Annotated in this window: 17 protein-coding genes; 5 read left to right on the plus strand and 12 right to left on the minus strand. The window is 68.8% G+C overall.

The genetic code is table 11. The features are described from left to right. Positions 1-133 precede the first annotated feature (133 nt). From KRX55_RS05155 to KRX55_RS05170, 4 genes are all read right to left on the minus strand, one after another. The gene (locus tag KRX55_RS05155) at positions 134-1,765 is read right to left on the minus strand and encodes a hypothetical protein (RefSeq protein ID WP_218406732.1); all 1,632 of its coding nucleotides are present in this window, start codon (positions 1,763-1,765) and stop codon (positions 134-136) included. A gap of 255 nt (positions 1,766-2,020) precedes the next feature. Further along, a complete protein-coding gene (locus KRX55_RS05160) occupies positions 2,021-2,671 on the minus strand; it encodes a DUF3239 domain-containing protein (RefSeq protein WP_218406733.1) in 651 nt (216 codons plus the stop codon). A 54-nt stretch (positions 2,672-2,725) separates the two neighbouring features. After that, positions 2,726-4,387 carry a DNA repair helicase XPB gene (locus tag KRX55_RS05165; RefSeq protein WP_218406734.1) on the minus strand — a complete coding sequence of 554 codons (1,662 nt, stop codon included), beginning with the start codon at positions 4,385-4,387 and terminating at the stop codon, positions 2,726-2,728. 91 nt (positions 4,388-4,478) lie between these two features. Continuing rightward, positions 4,479-6,860, minus strand: a complete 2,382-nt coding sequence (locus KRX55_RS05170) for a helicase-associated domain-containing protein (protein WP_218406735.1) — start codon at positions 6,858-6,860, stop codon at positions 4,479-4,481. Between the two features lie 64 nt (positions 6,861-6,924). Between KRX55_RS05170 and KRX55_RS05175 the strand changes: the two genes are divergently transcribed. Beyond that, positions 6,925-7,116, plus strand: a complete 192-nt coding sequence (locus KRX55_RS05175) for a hypothetical protein (RefSeq protein ID WP_198737630.1) — start codon at positions 6,925-6,927, stop codon at positions 7,114-7,116. 199 nt (positions 7,117-7,315) lie between these two features. Here KRX55_RS05175 and KRX55_RS05180 read toward each other — a convergent pair whose 3' ends face one another. Continuing rightward, positions 7,316-7,963, minus strand: a complete 648-nt coding sequence (locus KRX55_RS05180) for a resuscitation-promoting factor Rpf1 domain-containing protein (RefSeq protein ID WP_218406736.1) — start codon at positions 7,961-7,963, stop codon at positions 7,316-7,318. Between the two features lie 645 nt (positions 7,964-8,608). Between KRX55_RS05180 and KRX55_RS05185 the strand changes: the two genes are divergently transcribed. Next, the gene (locus KRX55_RS05185) at positions 8,609-8,998 is read left to right on the plus strand and encodes a cold-shock protein (protein WP_218406737.1); all 390 of its coding nucleotides are present in this window, start codon (positions 8,609-8,611) and stop codon (positions 8,996-8,998) included. 37 nt (positions 8,999-9,035) lie between these two features. On the opposite strand, the gene KRX55_RS05190 is transcribed toward KRX55_RS05185, so the two are convergent. Together KRX55_RS05190 and KRX55_RS05195 are read right to left on the minus strand one after the other, a co-directional pair. Beyond that, positions 9,036-9,569, minus strand: coding sequence for a DUF2771 domain-containing protein (locus tag KRX55_RS05190; protein WP_218406738.1), 534 nt, complete (start codon positions 9,567-9,569; stop codon positions 9,036-9,038). A 9-nt stretch (positions 9,570-9,578) separates the two neighbouring features. Then, positions 9,579-10,409, minus strand: coding sequence for a glutaminyl-peptide cyclotransferase (locus tag KRX55_RS05195; RefSeq protein WP_218406739.1), 831 nt, complete (start codon positions 10,407-10,409; stop codon positions 9,579-9,581). 9 nt (positions 10,410-10,418) lie between these two features. Between KRX55_RS05195 and KRX55_RS05200 the strand changes: the two genes are divergently transcribed. Further along, entirely contained in the window at positions 10,419-11,213 is a 795-nt protein-coding gene (locus KRX55_RS05200) for a DUF3027 domain-containing protein (RefSeq protein ID WP_218406740.1), read from the plus strand. Here KRX55_RS05200 and KRX55_RS05205 read toward each other — a convergent pair. Both KRX55_RS05205 and KRX55_RS05210 read right to left on the minus strand, forming a co-directional pair. Continuing rightward, positions 11,210-11,917, minus strand: a complete 708-nt coding sequence (locus KRX55_RS05205; protein WP_218406741.1) for an aminotransferase class IV — start codon at positions 11,915-11,917, stop codon at positions 11,210-11,212. The genes KRX55_RS05200 and KRX55_RS05205 overlap by 4 nt on opposite strands. After that, the gene (locus tag KRX55_RS05210) at positions 11,914-13,869 is read right to left on the minus strand and encodes a chorismate-binding protein (RefSeq protein ID WP_218406742.1); all 1,956 of its coding nucleotides are present in this window, start codon (positions 13,867-13,869) and stop codon (positions 11,914-11,916) included. The genes KRX55_RS05205 and KRX55_RS05210 overlap by 4 nt, the downstream gene beginning before the upstream one ends. A 223-nt stretch (positions 13,870-14,092) precedes the next feature. Between KRX55_RS05210 and KRX55_RS05215 the strand changes: the two genes are divergently transcribed. Continuing rightward, positions 14,093-15,580, plus strand: a complete 1,488-nt coding sequence (locus KRX55_RS05215) for an NCS2 family permease (RefSeq protein ID WP_218406743.1) — start codon at positions 14,093-14,095, stop codon at positions 15,578-15,580. Positions 15,581-15,683: 103 nt separating this feature from the next. Beyond that, complete coding sequence (locus KRX55_RS05220; protein ID WP_370625756.1) at positions 15,684-16,535, plus strand: TrmH family RNA methyltransferase; 852 nt, start codon at positions 15,684-15,686, stop codon at positions 16,533-16,535. Positions 16,536-16,589: 54 nt separating this feature from the next. Here KRX55_RS05220 and KRX55_RS05225 read toward each other — a convergent pair whose 3' ends face one another. The 3 genes from KRX55_RS05225 to serC form a co-directional block, all read right to left on the minus strand. Beyond that, on the minus strand, positions 16,590-17,480 hold the full coding sequence (locus KRX55_RS05225; RefSeq protein ID WP_218406744.1) for a DUF6928 family protein: 891 nt from the start codon (positions 17,478-17,480) through the stop codon (positions 16,590-16,592). 7 nt (positions 17,481-17,487) lie between these two features. Continuing rightward, positions 17,488-18,465 carry a septation protein SepH gene (gene sepH / locus KRX55_RS05230; protein ID WP_218406745.1) on the minus strand — a complete coding sequence of 326 codons (978 nt, stop codon included), beginning with the start codon at positions 18,463-18,465 and terminating at the stop codon, positions 17,488-17,490. A 156-nt stretch (positions 18,466-18,621) separates the two neighbouring features. Beyond that, positions 18,622-19,755 carry a phosphoserine transaminase gene (serC, locus tag KRX55_RS05235; RefSeq protein ID WP_218406746.1) on the minus strand — a complete coding sequence of 378 codons (1,134 nt, stop codon included), beginning with the start codon at positions 19,753-19,755 and terminating at the stop codon, positions 18,622-18,624. Positions 19,756-19,842 lie beyond the last annotated feature (87 nt).

A 19,842-nucleotide genomic window follows, 5' to 3' on the forward strand; every position in this document is an offset into this window, starting at 1 on the left:
GCCCACCAGCGCCGATGGTACTGCATGCGGGAGCGTGTGGGAGAGTAGGACACCGCCGACACTACAACTTCACATAACAGGCACCGGCCCGGATCGACAGGAACGTCGACCCGGGCCGGTGCTTTTTCGTGATTCAGGCCTGTCTCGTCCTGGGGCGGGGCCCGGGAGGTTTGTACCTGGCGCGCTGGCCTCCGGGGCGGGGCGGTGGGTGGGTTGCGGCGACCCGGAGTGGTGGGTACGGGGTGTGCTTCCTGACTCCGAGGCTCCGGTTTTCACGGCAATGACGGCGGTGCGTGGACATGATGAAGCTCACGCGTCGGAATACCTGGCGTGGGCTGTTCGGGCGGCAGCCGCGGGGGGGGGGACACTCCAGACGCTTATGTCTACGGGACGAGACCGAAGTACAGGGTGGGAACCTGAACGGGTCGCGGGGTTGTGCCGCCGGCATCCGGGTGTAGTTGTCGGCGCTCCATCCGATCGTGACGGCCACCCCTTTCCCCGGCGCCGATTCGATGTCGACGACTCCGCCCTTCGTGGTCTGCAGGCGGCCGAAGGCCGTCAGCCGGAGCCCCGCCCTGTCGTCCGGAATCCGTCTGATGTCGAAACCGGGACCGTCATCGCTGTAGCGGACGGTCAAACCACGCAGACGGTTGTCGCTGTCGGCGACGATGATCGCGCACCGGCGTTGGGCGTCCGGAGCGTGTTTCACGGAATTGAGCGGAGTCTCGCGGAGAGCGTCACAGATCGCCGCCCCGGCCGAAGCCGGGAGGGTCACCGCGGTGGAGGGCACGGGTGTCGATGTGACAACGGTGGACGGATCGAACGTCATCACGATCTGCAGCACCTCATCCATGAGGTCACGGACCGCGACCGGGGCACCGCCCGTGTACGGAACCCCGTCGGGTGACAATCTTCCGACGATCTGTTCGGTATCAATCCCGGGATTGCCCCGGGCGACGGAGCCGAGGAGGGTGAGGACGTTGTCATGCACGTGGGCCAGAAACTGGGTCTCCGTCTCCCGCAGCGTCCGGGACCCGGCGTTCACCAGTGCGGCGCGGTGCAGTGACGCAACGCGAGCATCGAGTTGCCGGGCGGTGCTGGTCGCGTAGGCGAGGAACACGAGGAAGGGGAAGACGATGATCTCACCGTGGGCGATCGCGAGAAAGAAGTGGCTACCACGGGGAATCGTATTGTTCAGGAGTGTGGAGGCGGCGATGATGATCGCGCCGAGAGCGTATCCGAGCGGCGGTCGGAGTGAGGCGGCGAAGAACATGGCGGGAAACCCGGCGTAGTCCTCCATGTGGAGGTCGCCGAGAGGAGAACTGCCGTACACCGCCTTCAACACGATGTGGGTGCTGATGATGACGGTGTATCCGGTGGCGGAGAGAACCATCAGCCGCCGGTAGCGTCTCGGATCCGGGCTGAAAAACACCAGCAGGGGAAGTGCGGCACAGATCAGGAGGATGGCTGCCGCTGCGAGCGGTCCGCTGAAGCTCCCCGCGGTGAGTTGTCCCGCGACATGGTTCCCGGTCCTGCTGAATACCAGAGCCAGGATCCAGGCGACGCTCGTAGCGGAGGCGGTGACCCGCAACACCGCAGCTTCCGCCCGGTGTCGGCTGGTCGTGGGTTCGGAGGGGCTCTGCTCGAGGTTCCCGACGGACCGCGCGGGTGCGGGGATGAACGGAGGATCGACATCCGATTCATGGATGCGACGCCCACGGTCGTCGGAGACACCGGTTCCGGGGCTGTCCGCTGATCCACTCATGCCGTGGCACCGCGCCAGTCGAGGTCCATGTGGTCGCTCTGTTCACGGTGGGGATCCCGGGTCGACCGTCCGTGGTGGATCGGCGATTTCGACGGGAGAACCCGGAGCGGTCGGTGACCCCGCGCACGGGGGGGGGAACCCGGACCGGTGAGGGCGACCCCGTGTCTGAGCCGACGCCGCTGGAGCCGTCGCGGCCGGCCCCGGTGCCGCCGGCGCGCGACCGTCCGGCGGGCGCAAACTCCGGGCCGCGACCCGTCAGTCGAGAACGAGCAGGTCCGCGGGGGTCTCCCGGACCTCGGCGAGGCGGCCGAGGGACTTCTCCAGGCGTTTCCACCGGGCCGCCGGGATGGCGTCGGCGGCCCGGTCGATCACGCTTGTGTCCGGTGTCGCCCAGGAGATCGGCATCGGGGTGACCTCGCTCCAGTGTTCCCTGTCCGAGAGGTTCCGCTGCCCTGACACCGCCACCGACGGGACCCGTTCACCGACCTTCCGCGGATGGCCCGTGAGTCTGGTGACCGTCCGTGCGGCGAGCGCCCACCGGGGCTCCCCGGCCTCGTCGACGGTCGTGTCGACCAGCGCCAGGAGCACGAGATCCCGTTCGTTGACCTCCGCGACGATCGCGGGTGCCAGTGGGTAGCGGTCGTAGAGTTCCTGCGCCGTGCCGACCTTCCTGGGCAGGACCACCATCATGCCGAAACTCACCAGGGCCATCACGGCCAGGGCGATCGTCATCATCCAGACCCACGGCTGTCCACCGAAGTACAGGAGGACCCCGGCCGCGACGGCGAGCTGGATCAGACCGAACACCCCCGCGGAGACCACGAGGCGACGGGAATCCCGGAACAGTTCGTTGTTCGCCTTGTTGTGGGTCTCGTCGACGGTGAAGGGGAAGTCGGTTGCGCTCATCGCGTGGGAGTTACCTTCCGTGGTTGGAATCAGTGGCCGGTGCCACCTGTCAGTCTAGATGCCGGGGGAGGGAAGATCGGCCGCGTCCATGATGCGGTACGCGTAGCCCTGCTCAGCGAGGAAGCGCTGCCGGTGCGCCGCGTAGTCGGTGTCCAGGCTGTCGCGGGAGACGACCGAGTAGAAGTGGGCCTCACCTCCGTCGGCCTTGGGGCGCAGGAGCCTGCCGAGGCGCTGCGCCTCCTCCTGCCTGGAACCGAAGGTGCCCGACACCTGGATGGCGACCGCGGCCTCCGGAAGGTCAATGGAGAAGTTCGCGACCTTGCTCACGACGAGGACCTTGATCTCCCCGGCACGGAACGCGGCGAACAGTTTCTCCCGCCGCTTGTTCGAGGTGCTGCCCTCGATGACGGGGGCATCGATCGTCTGCCCGATCTCCTGCAGCTGGTCCAGGTAGGCGCCGATAACCAGGGTCGGTTGGCCCGCGTGCCTGGCCAGTAGTTTTCGGACGACCCGCATCTTGGATCCGGCGCACGCCGCCAGCCGGTACCGGTCGGCGGCCTCCGCTGTGGCGTAGGCCATGCGTTCGGCATCGGTCATGGTGACCCGGACCTCGACGCAGTCGGCGGTGGCGATGTAACCGCGGGCCTCGATGTCCCTCCACGGGGCGTCGAAGCGTTTCGGGCCGATGAGGGAGAACACGTCGCCCTCACGACCGTCCTCGCGCACGAGGGTGGCGGTGAGTCCGAGGCGTCGCCGCGACTGGAGGTCCGAGGTCATCCGGAAGACCGGCGCGGGCAGCAGATGGACCTCGTCGTAGATGATCAGCCCCCAGTCGTGGGAGTCGAACAGCTCGAGTGCCCGGAACTCGCCCCTGGTGCGGCGGGTGACCACCTGATAGGTCGCGATGGTGACCGGGCGGATCTCCTTGACCTCGCCGGAGTATTCGCCGATCTCGTCGGCGGTGAGGGAGGTCCTGCGGATCAGTTCGTCGCGCCACTGGCGCCCGGCCACGGTGTTGGTCACGAGGATGAGCGTCGTGGCCTTGGCCTTCGCCATCGCGGCGGCACCGACCATCGTCTTACCTGCACCGCATGGGAGCACGATCACTCCGCTGCCGCCCGCCCAGAAGGCCTCGGCGGCCTGGGACTGGTAGTCCCGCAACTCCCACTGTTCGTTCTCGGTGGACAGTTCGATCGGGTGCGCCTCCCCGTCGACGTAGCCGGCGAGGTCCTCGGCGGGCCAGCCCACCTTGAGAAGTTCCTGTTTGAGTCGGCCCCGTTCACTCGGGTGCACGGCGAACGTGGTGTCGTCGATCCGTTGTCCGAGCATCGGGGCGATCTTCCGGTGCCGGATGAGCTCGGCGAGGATCGCGGCCTCGTCGGATTCGAGGGTGAGACCGTGCGCCGGGTCCTTGTGCAGCCGGACCCGGCCGTAGCGGCTCATGGTCTCCGCGACATCGATGAGCAGCGCCTGCGGCACAGGGAAGCGCGAGTAGGTCTCGAGCATGTCGACGACCTGTTCCGCGTCGTGTCCCGCGGCGCGTGCGTTCCACAGTGCCAGCGGCGTGATCCGGTAGGTGTGCACGTGTTCCGGGGCGCGCTCGAGTTCGGCGAACGGCGCCAGCGCCGATCTGGCGGCGTCGGCCTTCTCGTGCCCCGTCTCCAGCAGCACGGTCTTGTCGGACTGCACGATCAGCGGTCCATCGCCGATGGGCACAGGCGATCACGTCCTCTCCAGCTTCGCGGATGATCCCCGGGCAGGGGACAAACCACCATTATTGCACCCTCCGCCGGGGGATGTCCGCGCGTCAGTCGTCGCCGAGAATGACCTCGGTGATCCGGTGGAGCAGGAAACGACGGGTTTCCCCGGTCGCCTCGTCGACGGCGTCGACCTGCCCGCCCGACACCATCACCGGGGTGATGCGCCGGTACCCGGCCTGGCCGTGATTGTCGACGAATCCGAGTGTCACCGTCCGGTTCGATCTCGCGGCGGCCTGCAGGATGCCGAGGGTACGCGCCCCCTGAACGACCCGTCCGGTGTCGTCGGTGGCGGTGCGGCCCTTCCTCGCCGCATCCTGTGCGGCTTCACCCCGACGCACGGCGGCGACGACGTCGCGGGTGCGTGTGGAGTCGGTGCCGGGGGACACGGCGTTCGCGGGTCGTGGTTCCGCCCGCAGCCGTGAGGGACGTTCCCGGAGATCGAGGCTGGCCCCGGTGGCGGACTCCGCGACCGGTTGGAATCCGTCGGCCCGGAGGGCGTCGAGCACCTGGATCAGCGGGGCCTGGGCGACGGCGACGGTGGGGGCGATGACACGGAGCGCGACCTTCCGTGCGCCGGGGGCCTGCGCGACCTGCAGAAGGAGTGCGGCGTCGTCGCACCGCAGGTAGCAGAGGGCCGGGCCGCCGCGCAGGGCGCCGTGGCGCCGGGAGACGTCGGTGATGAGGTAGTCGATGTTCTGCGGGAGCTCGCCCAGGGTGTGCCGCTCCAGGAGCGAGCGGATGTCGGTGCCGCTGCGTCCGGCGTCCAGTGCCCGCCGGATCGAGCCTTCGGTGATGCGGAACACACTGGCTACCCCAGCTGATTCGATGTCCGCGGTCAGGGTCAGCTCTGATTCGAGTTCGGGTTCGAGCGGCCCCGGGGCGAGAACGGTCATGTCGCCCTGCGCGATGAGGGTGTCCACGGAGGCCGGGGTCACGGAGCCGGTGGCGGCGAGAACCGCCGGGCCCGGGGTTTCCGGGGTGGCGGAGGATTCGCGTGACAGGACGCGGAGCGGAGTGGTCGCGGTGCCGTGGGCCAGCGCCCCGATCCAGGACGCCTCGGCGAGGATCTCGTCGACGGTGCCCGGACGGATGCGGCTGGCGGGGACCGGTGCGGTGAACCGGAGATCCTCGTCGAGTTCACCGCGGCTGAGCCGGATGCCTTCCGGAGGTCGGACGAACTGGGCCATGACCAGCGCGCGGACGTCGGGGAGTCCCTGGTGCTCGGTCGCGGAGGACAGGAGGTGGATGGAGCGACCACGCGCGTCGGTCCGCCCGTTGCGCCAGTACGCCCAGGTGGACCGGGACCAGCCGACGAGGAGCGTCGCCCACCGGGCGGCCAGCCCGGTGGCGAGCCAGGCGTCCGACTCGATTGTCGGTGCGAGCAGGTCACCGCCGGGATCATCCGCCGGTGGCGGATCCGGCTCACCTCTGCCGAGCAGTCCGGACGAGACACCGAGACAGATCAACCGGTTGACGGTGATCTCATCGCAGTCCAGGTCCCTCGCCAACCTGGTGAGGGACCGGACACCGATACCGCCCTCCTTCAGACACGGGGCGGGATGCTCTCCGAGTACGGTGATCAGGCGTCGCATGAGGCGGGTGACCTCGAGTCCGGCGGCCGCTCCCTCATCATCGGCCCGGCGCTGCGCCGCCGCATCGGCGGCGAGACCGTCCGCGCCTTCGCCACCGCACCGCGGGGACGGCAGCAGCGGCTGGGGGGCCACTCCGGTCCCGTCGAGGATCCCCCGTACCAACGCGGGCATCTTGACCGTTCGGTTGTCCACCCGAAGCAGCAGTCCCTCATCGATGAGCCGGGGAACCGGGCGTCCGGGATCGGCGTCGGGCGCGGCGTCCTTCGACAGTCCGAATCCTCCGGAGGATACGAGGGTGTCGAGGATGCGGCGTTCCCGGGGGGAGAGACCGGCGATGCGGGCCCGCGCGGCGTCCTCGTCGAGTTGTTCCGCGCGGCCGCCGGGGTCCGGGAGGAGCTGCCAGTTCGCGGGGAGGGAGGACATCGCCTCAGCGGTCACCCGGAGATGCTCGTCGTCCCCGTAGACCAGGGCACGGTCCATGAGTTCCCCCAGGGTGCGGGTCACAGTCCCCGGGGTGATGCGCGCGGAGCCACCACCGGCGCCCAGCCGGTCGGTGACCAGTTCCACCACTTCGGGGGAGCCGACCGGGTGGAGCTCACCACCGAGAGCGGCCGCGGCCTCGAGGACGACGAGCTGGAGGGCCGTGAGGCCCGCGGTGGCGCGGGCGACGGAGGCCCGCAGCTGCAGTCGGGCCGCGAGCGCTCCAATTCCGGGAGGTAACGGCCACGCGGTGTCGGGTCGGTTGTCGATGATCCGGGAGAGCCGGTCATCATCGACCCCTGACAACCACTGACGGAACGTGGGGCCGGAATCGGAGGCGGAGTCGGGTTTTTTCATGGTGCCGACAAGTTTAGATGGTCATAAGGTGACTTTTCTCCACCGTGTTTGAGACAATGGTGGCATGTCGAAAATCGAGAAGAAAACCTACGTCGATCCCGGTTGGCCGGACCATGTTCCCGGTGGCGGACATCCGGTGACTGAGCTGGTCTCCAAGGTCGACGGCGCGTCGAGCCCGTTCGGTGATGACACGGTGTTCCCGCGCCCCGTGGAGGAACTCGGCTACGTCCACCCCTACACCCGGGTGAACCGCTAGAACCGAAACTCCTCCGGCCTGCGCCGGTGGCTGCCGCTTGGATGCGGTGACCACCGGCTTTTCGTGCTGCCGGAGGGGCGGTGCTGCGGATCCTCCTCAGGTTGACCGAGGAACCACCGAGCCCGGTGCACACATACGCGATGTGTGCACCGGGCTCGGTGGGCTGTCACCCTGGATCCCCGTGAAGGGGGCAGGCGGATTAGCGGCCCAGCAGGAATCCGATGCTGTCCCGGTTGGCGTTGTAGAACGCCTCGAAGTTGTTGCGGTTCGCCTGGTAGAAGGCGGTGAGCTCGCGGGGAACCGGGATTCCGAGGTTCCGCATGGCGGCCACCAGAGCGTTGTAGAGCGAATCGACCGGCGTGAGGTAACTGGAGCCGACGGCGGCATCCTCCGCCTCGGTCACTTCGGCGTTGAACTGGGCCGGCGCGGGAACGTTCCCGACCTCCGGTGCGGCTGCCGGTGCGGGGACTCCGCGGTTCGTGTTCGGCGCGGAATTCAGGCCGAGTCGGGCCGAGCAGGCGGGCCATGCTCCCCAACCCTGGCCGGCGAGCGTCTTCTCCCCGATGGCGATCTGCTGTTCGCGGGTGGCCTGGTGCGGCAGCGGCGCGTACTCGGTACCGCCGTAGGCGCGCCAGGTGCTCGGGGTGAACTGCAGCCCACCGTAGAAGCCGTTTCCGGTGTTGATGGCCCAGTTTCCGCCGGCCTCGCACTGTGCGAGCCGGTCCCAGTCGGAGTAGGGGGCCGCACCGGCGCTGGGCGCCATGATGGACACCGCGGCGCCGACGGTCACGGCGGAGGCCGCGAGACGGGTCATACGGGAGTGGGTTTTCTTTGCGTGGCGGGCCATGAAGTGTTCTGTTTCCTCTCGGTCATCGCTCGGCGGGGCCACCCCGGCTTCCGGTTCCCCGGTCGCCGGCACCGGAGTTCTGGACTCCGGTGCGGTGGTGCTCCGTCCCTGTCCTGGCTGTCTGTGTCGGGTGCTCCACGTGCCGTCCCGGGTGGGATCGGCCGTGTCATGAAGATGTTCTGCGTTGTGGTCGTGTGGAGATCCACGGGCCCCGGTGGTGGCTGCCGCGTCGCCGGGTGTCCCGGACAGGGGTGCGATGGGTCCTGCGGCGCGGTGGTGGGGCCTACGACTGGATACGGTACTGGTTTATAACGAAACTGTCACGTTCTTTGCCGGGATTTGACGTATCTGACGATCCGAAAATGGAGAAACAGCAGGTGAGGGCGGGTGATCTGGTTATGTCACAGTTTTCCGTCTTCGCCGGTCCACCGGACGAAAACGGTGCAGCCGGTCGATTCCCGCGGGCGGCGGTGCTCTCCTGCCCTCCGTGGCAACCCCGGAACGGCGAGTGTGTGGGACGCCGGGTTTGCCGGGGTATACTGGATGTTTTACGCGATACGCGGGTGTCGGTGGGGCAGGTCTTGATGGACCCGATCTCCCGACGTAAACGGACCCGCACGGTGCTCAAGGAAAGGGTGGCTCCCAATGCCCATAGGCAAGGTCAAATGGTACGACTCCGAGCGGGGCTTCGGCTTCGTCTCCAACCCCGGCGACGAGGACTGCTTCGTGGGAAAGCAGGTGCTCCCGGAGGGGGTTGAGGAGCTCCACCCGGGGCAGCGTATCGAGTTCGACTTCGCGGCCGGACGCCGGGGGCCGCAGGCACTGCGGGTCAAGCTCCTGGACAGCCCCCGGGTGTCCAGGCGGGTGCAGCACAAATATCAGCCCGAGGAACTCCACGGGATGATCTCCGACCTGGTGACACTGATGGAGTCGAAGGTTCAGCCGGATCTGCGTTCGGGACGCAGGCCGGACCGGAGGACCGGACGCCAGGTGGCCGAGATTCTCCGCGCGGTTGCGCGGGAACTCGACTCCTGACCCGACCGCTGGAGCGGGGCCTGGACTGGGGCCGGCACTAGGGCTGGGCGTTGATCGACCAGACGACACGGACTGGGCTCTCCGTCCCGTCCTCGCCCACACTGATCTGAGGTGATCTCACCTCGACGACGAGCAGCCTGGCGTCGGTCGATTCTCCCGCGTCGTCGGCCTTGAGTGCCACGGACCCCGGAACCTCGACCTCCCTGGTGCTGTTTCCGGGGTAGAGGCGCTGGTCGTTCGCGGCCGGGTTGTCGTAGATCATCAGCAAAGAGAAATCGTGGTCGTAGACCTCGGGGGGAAGCGTGACGGTGAGGGTCTCGTCCGCCCCGACCGCCAGATCCGTCACCTCGCCCTCGGGGCACTCGACATCGATCTCGCAGGCGCTGTACGGAGACACGGTCACGGTCCGTCCCCCGGCTGACGCCTCGATGGTGATTTCCCGGGGCGGCGGTCCGGGTCGGTTGTTCCACCAGTGCTGGAACAGCACCGACACCACGACGACGATGACCACCGCGACGATGAGCGTGACGAACTGCCGGAGGTTCCTGCCCTTGTTCTTTCGATCAGCCATGCCCGAAGTCTAACCGTCAGTCGGGGGGCGTTCGGTCAGACGCACCTCGTAGAGGGTGCCCCAGCGTTTGCCGGTGAGCAGCAGCCTGTCCGTACCCGGTATCCGGGCGATACCGTTCAGGACGTCATCGGGATCGCGGGGCGCCGGAGCGTCCAGATCCGAGGCGTCGATCACCGCGTCGACGGTGCCGGTCACCGGATCGATGCGCACGATGTCGGTGCTCTTCCAGACGTTCGCCAGAACGGACCTGTGGCCATGATCTTCGATGCACTCCAGTTCGTTGAGCTGCTCCAGCGGTTCGCCCCCGATCGTGACCGGTACCCGTGAGCGTTCCCGGAGATCGTCGGGGTCGAGCAGCCGCAGGTGATCGCTGCCGTCCGACATCACCACGGTGTCGCTGAAGGAGCACAGCCCCCACCCTTCTCCGGGGTAGGACGCCCGTCCGGTCTCCCGCAGGGTCTCCCGGTCCCGCCTGATGGCGGTCCGACCCTTCCACGTCAGCTGCCAGATGACGGTGCCGGTGTCGGTGACCCCCTCGCCGAAGAACTCCCCGGGCAGGGCCGCGGATCGGATTTCCCTGCCGTCCAGCCCGGAGGTGTAGACCCGGGAGACGCCGGTGAGCCCCGTCCCGACGAGGAGTCGTTCGCCGTCATACTCCAGACCCTGGGTGAAACTGGTCGGATCCATCGGATGCCGGTCGACGATCTCCACCCCGAATCTCGCCACCTCCCGGTCGTCGTCGGCCGAAGGTTCCGGTCCGCCACCGCAACCGGTGAGCAGAGCGGTGAGCAGAGCGGCGGTGAGTGCGCGGCGAGTTCTCCGGGGCGTGACAGGGGGCATTCGTTCATCATGCACCAGATACGGGATAATGAACGCGTGCCGAAGAGAAACCGCAGACGAAACCGGAACGCTGACCCGCAGCAGAAGCCGACGGGGGACCCCCTGCTCGGAGCCGGGGCGATCGCCGTCGCGCGGGACGCCGTCCTCGAGCTCGGTGAGGGCGGGGTCGGCGTTCACCTCGGGGTGTCGCGGACCGGGGAGCACGCCGCCACCCATCGGTTCGCGGCGGACGTACCCGGGTACGGGGGATGGGAATGGGTGGCCGTCGTGGCCTGTGCCCCGGATTCCGAGCGGATCACCGTCAACGAGGTGGCCCTCCAGCCGGGCACTGACGCGCTCCGGGCTCCGGACTGGGTGCCGTACGTGGACAGGGTCCGGCCCGGCGACCTGGGCCCCGGAGACGTCATGCCGCCGCGGCCCGATGACGGGCGCCTCGTCGACGCCGCCGAGCTCGACGACACCACGGGCCCGGACCGTCCCGCGATTCCGTGTCAGCACACCGGCAAGCGACTCACCCGGCGTGGTCTCGACGAGACCCTCCACAGGTGGCGGGGAAGTGACTTCGGTCCGACCAGTGAGTTCGCGCGGCACGCGGCACTGCACTGCGGCAGCTGCGCCTTCTGGGTGCCCCTGCCGGAGAAGGTCATGGGGAGCTTCGGGGTGTGCACCAACGAGTACGCCGCCGACGGACGTGTCGCGCACAGCGGGTACGGGTGCGGCGCGCATTCGGACACTCCACCCGCGGACGCCCTCGGCCGGCCGGAGGGGACCGCGTTCGACGACGAGTCCACCGTCGAGTTCTAGAGCTGCGTCGCGTTCCGCCAGAGCCACACACCGACCCCGGCGACGCCCTCCGGGCCGGCGGTGGTCGCGTCCGGCGCGGTGGTGACCCCCGCCGCCGTGACCCATCCGCTGACGGCCCGGACCCCGGAGAACGCGTTGAGTAACCAGACGGGTGAATCCATGAGTTCCCCCGGTGTGATCTCCGCCCGGTCGGTCACCGTCCATCCTGCGCGGCGGAGATGGCCGGAGACCCCGGCGGCCGTCGTGGACTGCAGGGACCGGGGGTGCCGGACGAGCGTCGCCCGGCCGCGTCCCAGCACCAGGATCGCGGAGTAGACGGCCTCCACGACATGACCGGAGTCGTCGAGGAGCAGTCCCTCCCCGGCGCCCCGGTCCCGGGACTCCGCCAGCCGGTCCGCGAGCCATCCGAGATCGGGTCCCTTCACCGTCGGGGACCGGCGCAGGTCCCGGTGTCCCACCGCGTCGACGGTCACCCGGTCGCTGAACCCACGGTCCGGACGGATCAGCACCTCCTCCACACCATCCGGTCCCACCGACACCATCGGGTTGAAGGCTCCCGGCCCCGCTTTCCGCAGCTCCGAGCGGATGCGTGACTCGGCCCCGTCCGACAGGAACGGCCCGAGGCGATCCATGTGCGCCCCCCAGCACCGGACCCGGCCGTCGACCATCCGGAACGATGTGGCGACCCGGGCACCGCCGGTCATCGGTCCTCCCCCGGAAGATCCGTTCCCAGGAGCAGCCGGAACGGGAGCATCTTCACCATGACCTCGGCCCATTCCTCCGCGGGATCCGACAACCGGGTCACCGCACCCCCGGCACCGTAGGTCAGGGTCCTGCCGGTGACCACCACGGTGCGGATCAGCACCGACAGGTCCACGTCTCCGTTGGCGGAGAACCAACCCATGCATCCCGAGTAGACGCCACGGGGAGTCTTCTCGAGCTCCGCGAGGATGTCCATGCTGCGTTGTTTCGGGGCTCCGGTCATCGACCCCGGGGGAAACGCCGCGAGTGCCGCATCGATTCCCGTCGAGGTCACCGGGAGCCGACCCGTCACGGTGGAGATCAACTGGTGTACCCGATCGAAGGTGTGGACGGCGCACAGCTCCGGGACGGTCACGGAGCCGGGAATGCAGCTGCGTGCCAGATCGTTGCGCAGCAGATCGACGATCATCATGTTCTCCGCACGGTCCTTCACACTCGAGGCGAGTTCCTCGATCAGTGCGGCATCGCGCCCGGGGGTCGTGCCCCTCGGACGGGTCCCCTTGATCGGGGACGCCGCGACCGAGCCTGCGGTCACCGTCACGAACCGCTCCGGGGAGACCGACAGCACGGACCGGTGCGGGGTGATGAACAACCCCGCACGGGGTGCCGTGGCGAGATGCCGGAGACGGAGGAACAGGGCGAACGGATCCGGATCCTCCGCCAGCTCCGCGGTGGCCCGTGTCGTCAGACAGAGCTCATAGGATTCGCCGAACTCTATGTAGCGTCTGCACCGCTCGACCAGCTCCCGGTAGGTTGTGGCGTCGTGCCGCAGCTGGACCTCGCCGGTGAGGGCCGGTGCGGTCGGAACCTCGGCGGGGCGTCCCGGCCCCGAATCAGGCAGGAGCGCCAGGGCCTCGCCGTCCGACAGGTCGGCGGGGAACGTGAGATACCCTCCGGTGGGTCCGCACTGGTAGACGACGTCCGGGACGAGCAGCTGTTCGCCCGGGTCGACCTGCGCCGGGGTCGCGCCGTCCCACCCGCCGGACGCCTCGTAGGTCAGGACCCCGAACGCGCCGGGCACGATGTCGGGCCGGGCCGGTGAGCTGTCCGGGGTGAGCCGGCCTGCGGGGATGTCCGCCGGATGGACCAGGCGATGTCCGGCCGCGACGATTCCGGTGGCCCGGGGGAGGGTCGACTCCGCCCCTCTCTCCCCGGCACCGGTCGTGGCTCCGCCGGTACCGGAGGCGGAGCCGTCGAGCCAGATCAGCGCCGGGTACCTGCTCCGCCAGACGTCGGCGACCTCGAGTGCCCCGGGTGGGGCGGAGACGGGGATCCGCCGCCACCGGCGCACGCCGTCGGCCCCGCGTGATCCGGTGTACCGCAGCGCCTCCTCGACCATGTTCCGCAGAAGCCTCTCGCCGTGGTGCGTTCCGATGGACTCGGGATGGAACTGGACGCCCCACTGCGGGGCGTCCGTGCGCCGCAGTGCCATGATCGTGCCGTCGTCCGCCCGCGCGAGAACATCGATGTTCGGCGGAGGGTCGGTGACGTCGAGTGAGTGGTACCGCACGACCTCCATGGGGGAGGGGACACCGCTGAAGATACCGGTGCCGTCATGGGAGACCCTGCTCGCCAGGCCGTGGCGGGGATGGCGGGCGCGGTTGACGGTCGCGCCGGCCGCCAGGGCGATGGCCTGATGTCCGAGGCAGATGCCGATCACCGGTACCCGGTCCTGTGCGATCGCGGCGGCGGAGACGCCGAGATCCTCGCGGCAGTGTGGCGAACCGGGGCCGGGGGAGATGACGACCACATCCGCGGAGCTCATGAGCCCGGGGGTGACCCGGGGGGAATTGTTCGGGAGGATGCGGGGGGTTATCCCGGTCGCGCGGTGAATCAGGTCGCCGAGCAGATGGGTGAAGGAATCGTGGTTGTCTATCAGCAGAATTGTTGTCACAGTCAGGTCCGGGAGGTCGGGGTGCGTCCGCGGGGTGTGTCCGGCGGGCGGTCCATCGGGCGCGGGGAAGACACCGAATCACGTCCGGTCCTGCAGGAAGTCCGGTTGCCCACGGGTGCGTGCCGGTGCCATTGTATCCGTGGCACAGTATTCCTCTTGCCCGGTTGGACGGGAGGGCGTGTGACATTCCCTGACCGTACGTACGGAAAGACACCCCACACTCATGACCGAGAGCAACGGCGGCGTTCCCGCTGCCGCGCCGACGACACACCAGTCCGACGGCGCACTCGACCGTTTCTTCCACATCAGCGCCCGCGGTTCCTCCGTGGGCACCGAGATCCGGGCCGGCGTGGTCACCTTCTTCGCCATGGCCTACATCATCATCCTCAACCCGCTGATCATCGGCACCACCGCCGACATCAACGGTGACACCCTGGGTATCCCGCAGGTCGCGGCCGTGACGGCGCTCGCCGCGGGCGTGATGACCATCGCCTTCGGTGTGATCGCCCGGTACCCCTTCGGTATCGCCACGGGACTCGGGATCAACACGCTCGTCGCGGTGACCCTGGTGGCCACCGAGGGTCTGACCTGGCCCGAGGCCATGGGGCTCGTGGTCATCGACGGCATCATCATCGTGATCCTCGCGGTGTCCGGATTCCGGGTCGCCGTGTTCGAGGCGATCCCCCACTCCCTGAAGGCCGCGATGGGCGTCGGCATCGGCCTGTTCATCGCCCTCATCGGACTCGTCGACGCCGGTTTCGTGCGTCGTATCCCCGATGCCGCGGGCACCACGGTCCCGGTCGGCCTCGGCATCAACGGCTCGATCGGCTCCTGGCCGACGTTCGTGTTCTGCGCCGGACTCATCATCTGCGGAATCCTCGTCACCCGCAGGGTCCGCGGCGGACTGTTCATCGGTATCGTCGCGACCACGGTCATCGCCATGATCGTCGAGGCACTCACCGACTCCGGCCCCTCCTTCGTCGAAGGAAAGCCGGTTCCCACCGGCTGGTCACTGGCCGTGCCCCAGCTCCCCGACACCGTCGGCGGCGCGCCGGACCTGTCACTCGTCGGTGCGGTCGACCTCATCGGTGCCTTCAGCCGCATCGGCGTCCTCGCGGCCTCGCTGCTCGTGTTCACCCTCGTGCTGGCGAACTTCTTCGACGCCATGGGCACCATGACCGCGCTGGGCAAGCAGGGGCGCCTCGTCGACGAGAACGGCAACCTCCCGGACATGAAGCGCGCCCTGATCGTCGAGGGTGCCGGCGCCATCGTCGGCGGCGGCGTCTCCGCGTCGTCGAACACGGTCTACATCGATTCCGCCGCCGGTATCGCGGACGGCGCCCGCACCGGTCTCGCGAACGTCGTCACCGGCGTCCTGTTCCTCGCCGCGATGTTCCTCACCCCGCTCTACGAGGTCGTTCCGATCGAGGCCGCGGCGCCCGTGCTCGTCGTCGTCGGTGCGATGATGATGGGACAGGTCGTGGACATCGACTTCACCGAGTTCCACATCGCGCTCCCCGCGTTCCTGACCATCGTGATCATGCCGTTCACCTACTCGATCGCGAACGGCATCGGCGTCGGGTTCATCGCCTACGTCCTGATGGCCCTGGCCGGCGGACAGGCGAAGAAGGTCCACTGGCTGCTGTGGCTGATCTCCGCGCTGTTCATGGTCTACTTCACCATCGACCCGGTGATGCACGCCATCGCGTAGCCCCTCACCCCGAGCCGACGGCGCCGGCCCCGACACCGCTTTCCCGCGGGCGGGACCGGCGCCTTCCGTGTGTCAGGTCGGGGCCGTGTCCTACGATGGCAGCGTGTTGCGCATACCCGTCACCTCATCCGATGATCCCCGTCTCCGCGACTACCGGGATCTCAACCACTCCGACAACCGGCCCGATCTTCCGGGCGGTAAGGGGCTGGTGATCGCCGAGGGACCACTGGTCGTCGGCAGGCTCCTCGCCTCCCGGTTCCCGGTGCGTTCCATCGTCGGTTTCGGCAACCGGCTCGACGAGTTCCTCGCGGACCCGGAGATCACCCGGATGGTCGCCGCCGACGACATCGCCGTCTACGAGGTGGAGCGACGGACGCTCGCCGAGACCGTGGGTTTCGATATGCACCGGGGACTGCTGGCCGCGGCAGACCGGGTAGCGGGCATGGGTGTCGGTGCCGCGATCGAGAACGCCCGAACCATCGCGGTGCTCGAGGGTGTCGGCGACCACGAGAACATCGGCTCGCTGTTCCGCAACGCCGCGGGACTGGGCGTGGACGCGGTGCTCTTCGGCGCCGGCTGCGCCGATCCGCTCTACCGCAGGGTCGTCCGGGTCTCCATGGGGCATGTCCTGAGGACGCCGTTCGCGCACCTGCCCGGCACGCCCACGACGTGGCAGCGCGGACTGGCGGATCTGCGGGCCGACGGGTTCACCCTGCTCTCCCTGACCCCGGATCCGGCCGCCGTGCACCTCGCCGACGCCGTCACCCGGTCCGACGGCGAACCGGTGGACAGGCTGGCACTTCTCGTCGGCGCTGAAGGACCCGGGCTCTCGGAACACGCGATGCGGGCGACCGATGTCCGGGCCCGTATACCGATGGCCCCCGGGACCGATTCACTCAATCTGGCCACCGCAGCCGCCGTCGCGTTCTATGAGCGGCAGCGCAGTCTGCGCTGAGGACGTCACCGGTCGGGCCCCGGTGACGCGGGCCGGACACGCCGTGCCGGAGCGTCAGGGATGGTCGGTGTGCCGTAGTTTCTGCCCGATGGTCGCCCCCAGACGCCGGCCGCGGCGCGCGACGTTCCGTCCGATCCGGCGGGCGGCCGCGGCACCGGCCTCCGCCAGCCGACGGAACTCGTCGCCGTCCCCGTCACCGCTGTCATGGGTCTCGTAGTCGTCGTATCCGGGATCACGCACCGAGATACCGAGTTTCGATGAGGCACGACCCACGACGCTGTCGAGGTCCGCTGCCACACGGCGGTCCGGCCCGTCGAGGAAACGGGGCTCCGGGCGGCCGTCGACGGCGAAGGCCGTCACGTGGACGTCGGGGCCGTCGGCCGCGAGGTCGAATCCCAGCCACGCCCGCTGGGCCGCGGGGACCAGGTCCACGGGATGGAAGGGCAGATCGATCCCGGAACCGTTTCCGTCATCGTGATCACCAGCCCAGAAGGGTAGTTCGAACGGGTCCGGTAGACCGATGTCCTCGTACAGCCGGTCCCGTCGGGCGCACAGTGAACGCACGACCTCACCGTCACGGAAGTGGGCGATACCGCCGAAGTCCGTCGCGGTGTCCGTCGCGAAGACGTAGACGTCGTTCGCGGGCAGTGAGGTGAGCAGGCGGGGGTCCAGTTCGGACAGGCGGCGGACGTCCCCGATGACCGTCTGGACCAGGGTGATTCCCGGGTACCCGGCGATGTAGTACTCGCCGGTGGAGGCGGGGGCACTGCGGTTCAACGCGAACTGCCCGATCGGCGTTATCGGCCATGCCGGATTGAGTTGAGCCAGGTACTTACGGCCGAATCCCCGGTCGGAGCGGGGTTCGCCGGCGATGACGGCCGCCGGGTCCGTCGTGGTGACGAACCAGATCGTGACAACGGCGCCGCTGTGGGCGGAGGTGCTCACCTTGCGTTCAGTTCCTCGGTCGTTTCGTGTTGGTCCGTACACCCAGCAGGACGTCCTCCCAGTGCGGGGTTATCGCCCTGCGGCGGGGGCGTCGCTGCGGGTCCTCGTCCGGATGGCGGAGGAACTCGTCGTTCTCTCCGTCCGCCTGCGGGGTACCGGTCCCGGCGGTGTCCCGACCGTCGTTCCGCCGGTCGGTGGATCCGGTACCGGGGTCCCCGGAGGAATGCCGCTGATCACCGGGGGCGTCATCGCCGGATTCACGGACCGGGTTCAGTGGGCGTGAGGGACGCCCGAAGTTCGGGTCGAGCAGGGCTGCCGCGACCGAATTCCGCGCCACCGCCGTCGCGTTGCTGATTCCCTGACGGTGGTACGACCACTCCGCGGTGGTCCGGGTCTGCCCCTCGAGCCAGGTGACCAGGATGACCCACTGGCCGCCGGCTTCCCGGTAGGCGTCCCATTCGCTGTCGCCCAGATCGTCGCCCCGGGCAGCGAGGGCGGTGGCGAGGACCTCCCACAGGGTGAGGGGGGCGGGACCGTCGTCGCGGACGGGATGCGCCTGCTTCGCCATGTCGGCGATGCGGCCGCGTTCGAGGAGTACCGGGTGGGCGAACGGCTCGATGCGGCTCTCCGGGACCCCGCACTCGGCCGCCAGCTCGGTGATGTTCGCGCCGCCCCTGATCCGGGCCTGGATGTCCCGGGGACTCATGGTCAGCGGTGCGGACAGCCGGGGATCGGGTTCGCGGGTGGTGCGGGGGGCCGACGGCGCGTCCTTCTCTGGGGTGGGGGCGGGATCGGTGTCCCGGCGCCCACGGTCGCTCCCTTCGGCGGTGCCGTCGTCCCCGGATCCGGTGATCACCGCGCGGAGGGCGTCGTCGACGACGAGGAAGAACTGCCCGCCGTCGCCGGCGTCCGGATCGTGGTCGGCAGGGCGGAGAACCAGCGACCCGGGCGTTGATTCCTCGGGTATGACGTTGAGCTCCCGCATGCGATCTCCCTGTGTGCTCTGATGGAACCGTACACGCCGGAGAGAACCCCGGCTCTCATCCCACTCTAACGCACACACCACCGCGGAACCGGTCGGAAGAGCCGGTCGCGGTGGTGTGTTGGTGGTGCGCTTCCCCGAGTGGGTGGAGCGGTCCGGCTACGCGCCGGCGAGACCCTCGTCGAGGACGTAATCGACGGCTGCGGTGAGCTTCTCGATGTCCTCCGTGTCGATCGCGGGGAACATGCCGACCCGCAGCTGGTTCCGGCCGAGCTTGCGGTAGGGCTCGACATCCACGATGCCGTTCGCGCGCAGGATCTTCGCGATGCGCGCCGCGTCGATGGAATCGTCGAAGTCGATGGTGCCGACGACCAGGGACCTATTGGCGGGGTCGGTGACGAAACACCGGGCCTCGGACCGGGCGTCGGCCCAGGAATAGAGCGCACGGGAGTTGGCGGTGGTGCGCCGGACCATGCCCTCGAGGCCCCCGTTGGCGTTCATCCACTGGACCTGGTTGTCCATCATCAGCAGGGTGCCGACGGCCGGGGTGTTGTAGGTCTGGTTCTTCCGGGAGTTGTCCACGGCCGTCTGCAGGTTGAGGAAAGCGGGGATGAACCGGTCGGAGGAGTTGATCTCGGCGATCCGCTCGATCGCGGCGGGGCTCATCGCGGCGAACCAGAGTCCACCGTCGGAGGCGAAGCACTTCTGCGGGGAGAAGTAGTACGCGTCGGCCTGATCCATCGCCACCGGGAGGCCGCCCGCACCCGAGGTCGCGTCGATGACGACGAGGGAGTCGCCGGATCCCTCGGGGCGGGTGACGGGGACCATTGCGCCGGTCGACGTCTCGTTGTGTGCCCAGGCGATGACATCGCAGCCCTCGAATGCCTGCGGGGTGGGAGCGTCGCCGGGCTCAGCCGCGAGGATCTCCGGATCGGCGAGCCACGGCGCCTTCTTGGCCGCGGTCGCGAACTTCCCCGAGAACTCCCCGAAGGTCAGGTGGCCGGAACGCTCGCGGATCAGGCCGAAGGTCGCCGCATCCCAGAACGCGGTGGCGCCACCGAGAGACAGGACGATCTCGTAGCCCTCGGGCAGGCTGAACAGTTCGGTCAGGCCCTCGCGGAGGGATCCCACGACATCGCGGACGGCAGCCTGGCGGTGGGAGGTGCCCACAATTCCGGTGGCGCCGTCGACGATGGCCTGGACCTGCGCGGGACGGACTTTTGACGGGCCGCAGCCGAAGCGGCCGTCAGCGGGCAACAGATTCGCGGGGAGGGTCGAGAACTGGTCGGTCATGGTGGTGTGGGGGTTCTTCCTCGTCGGGTACTGGGGCTGTGATCACCTGTGATCACCTGTGGCTGTCCGTGGCTGTTTCCGTGGTCG

Origin of the sequence: Corynebacterium sp. TAE3-ERU16, from assembly GCF_019209935.1 — a bacterium.
GTDB lineage: Bacteria > Actinomycetota > Actinomycetes > Mycobacteriales > Mycobacteriaceae > Corynebacterium > Corynebacterium antarcticum.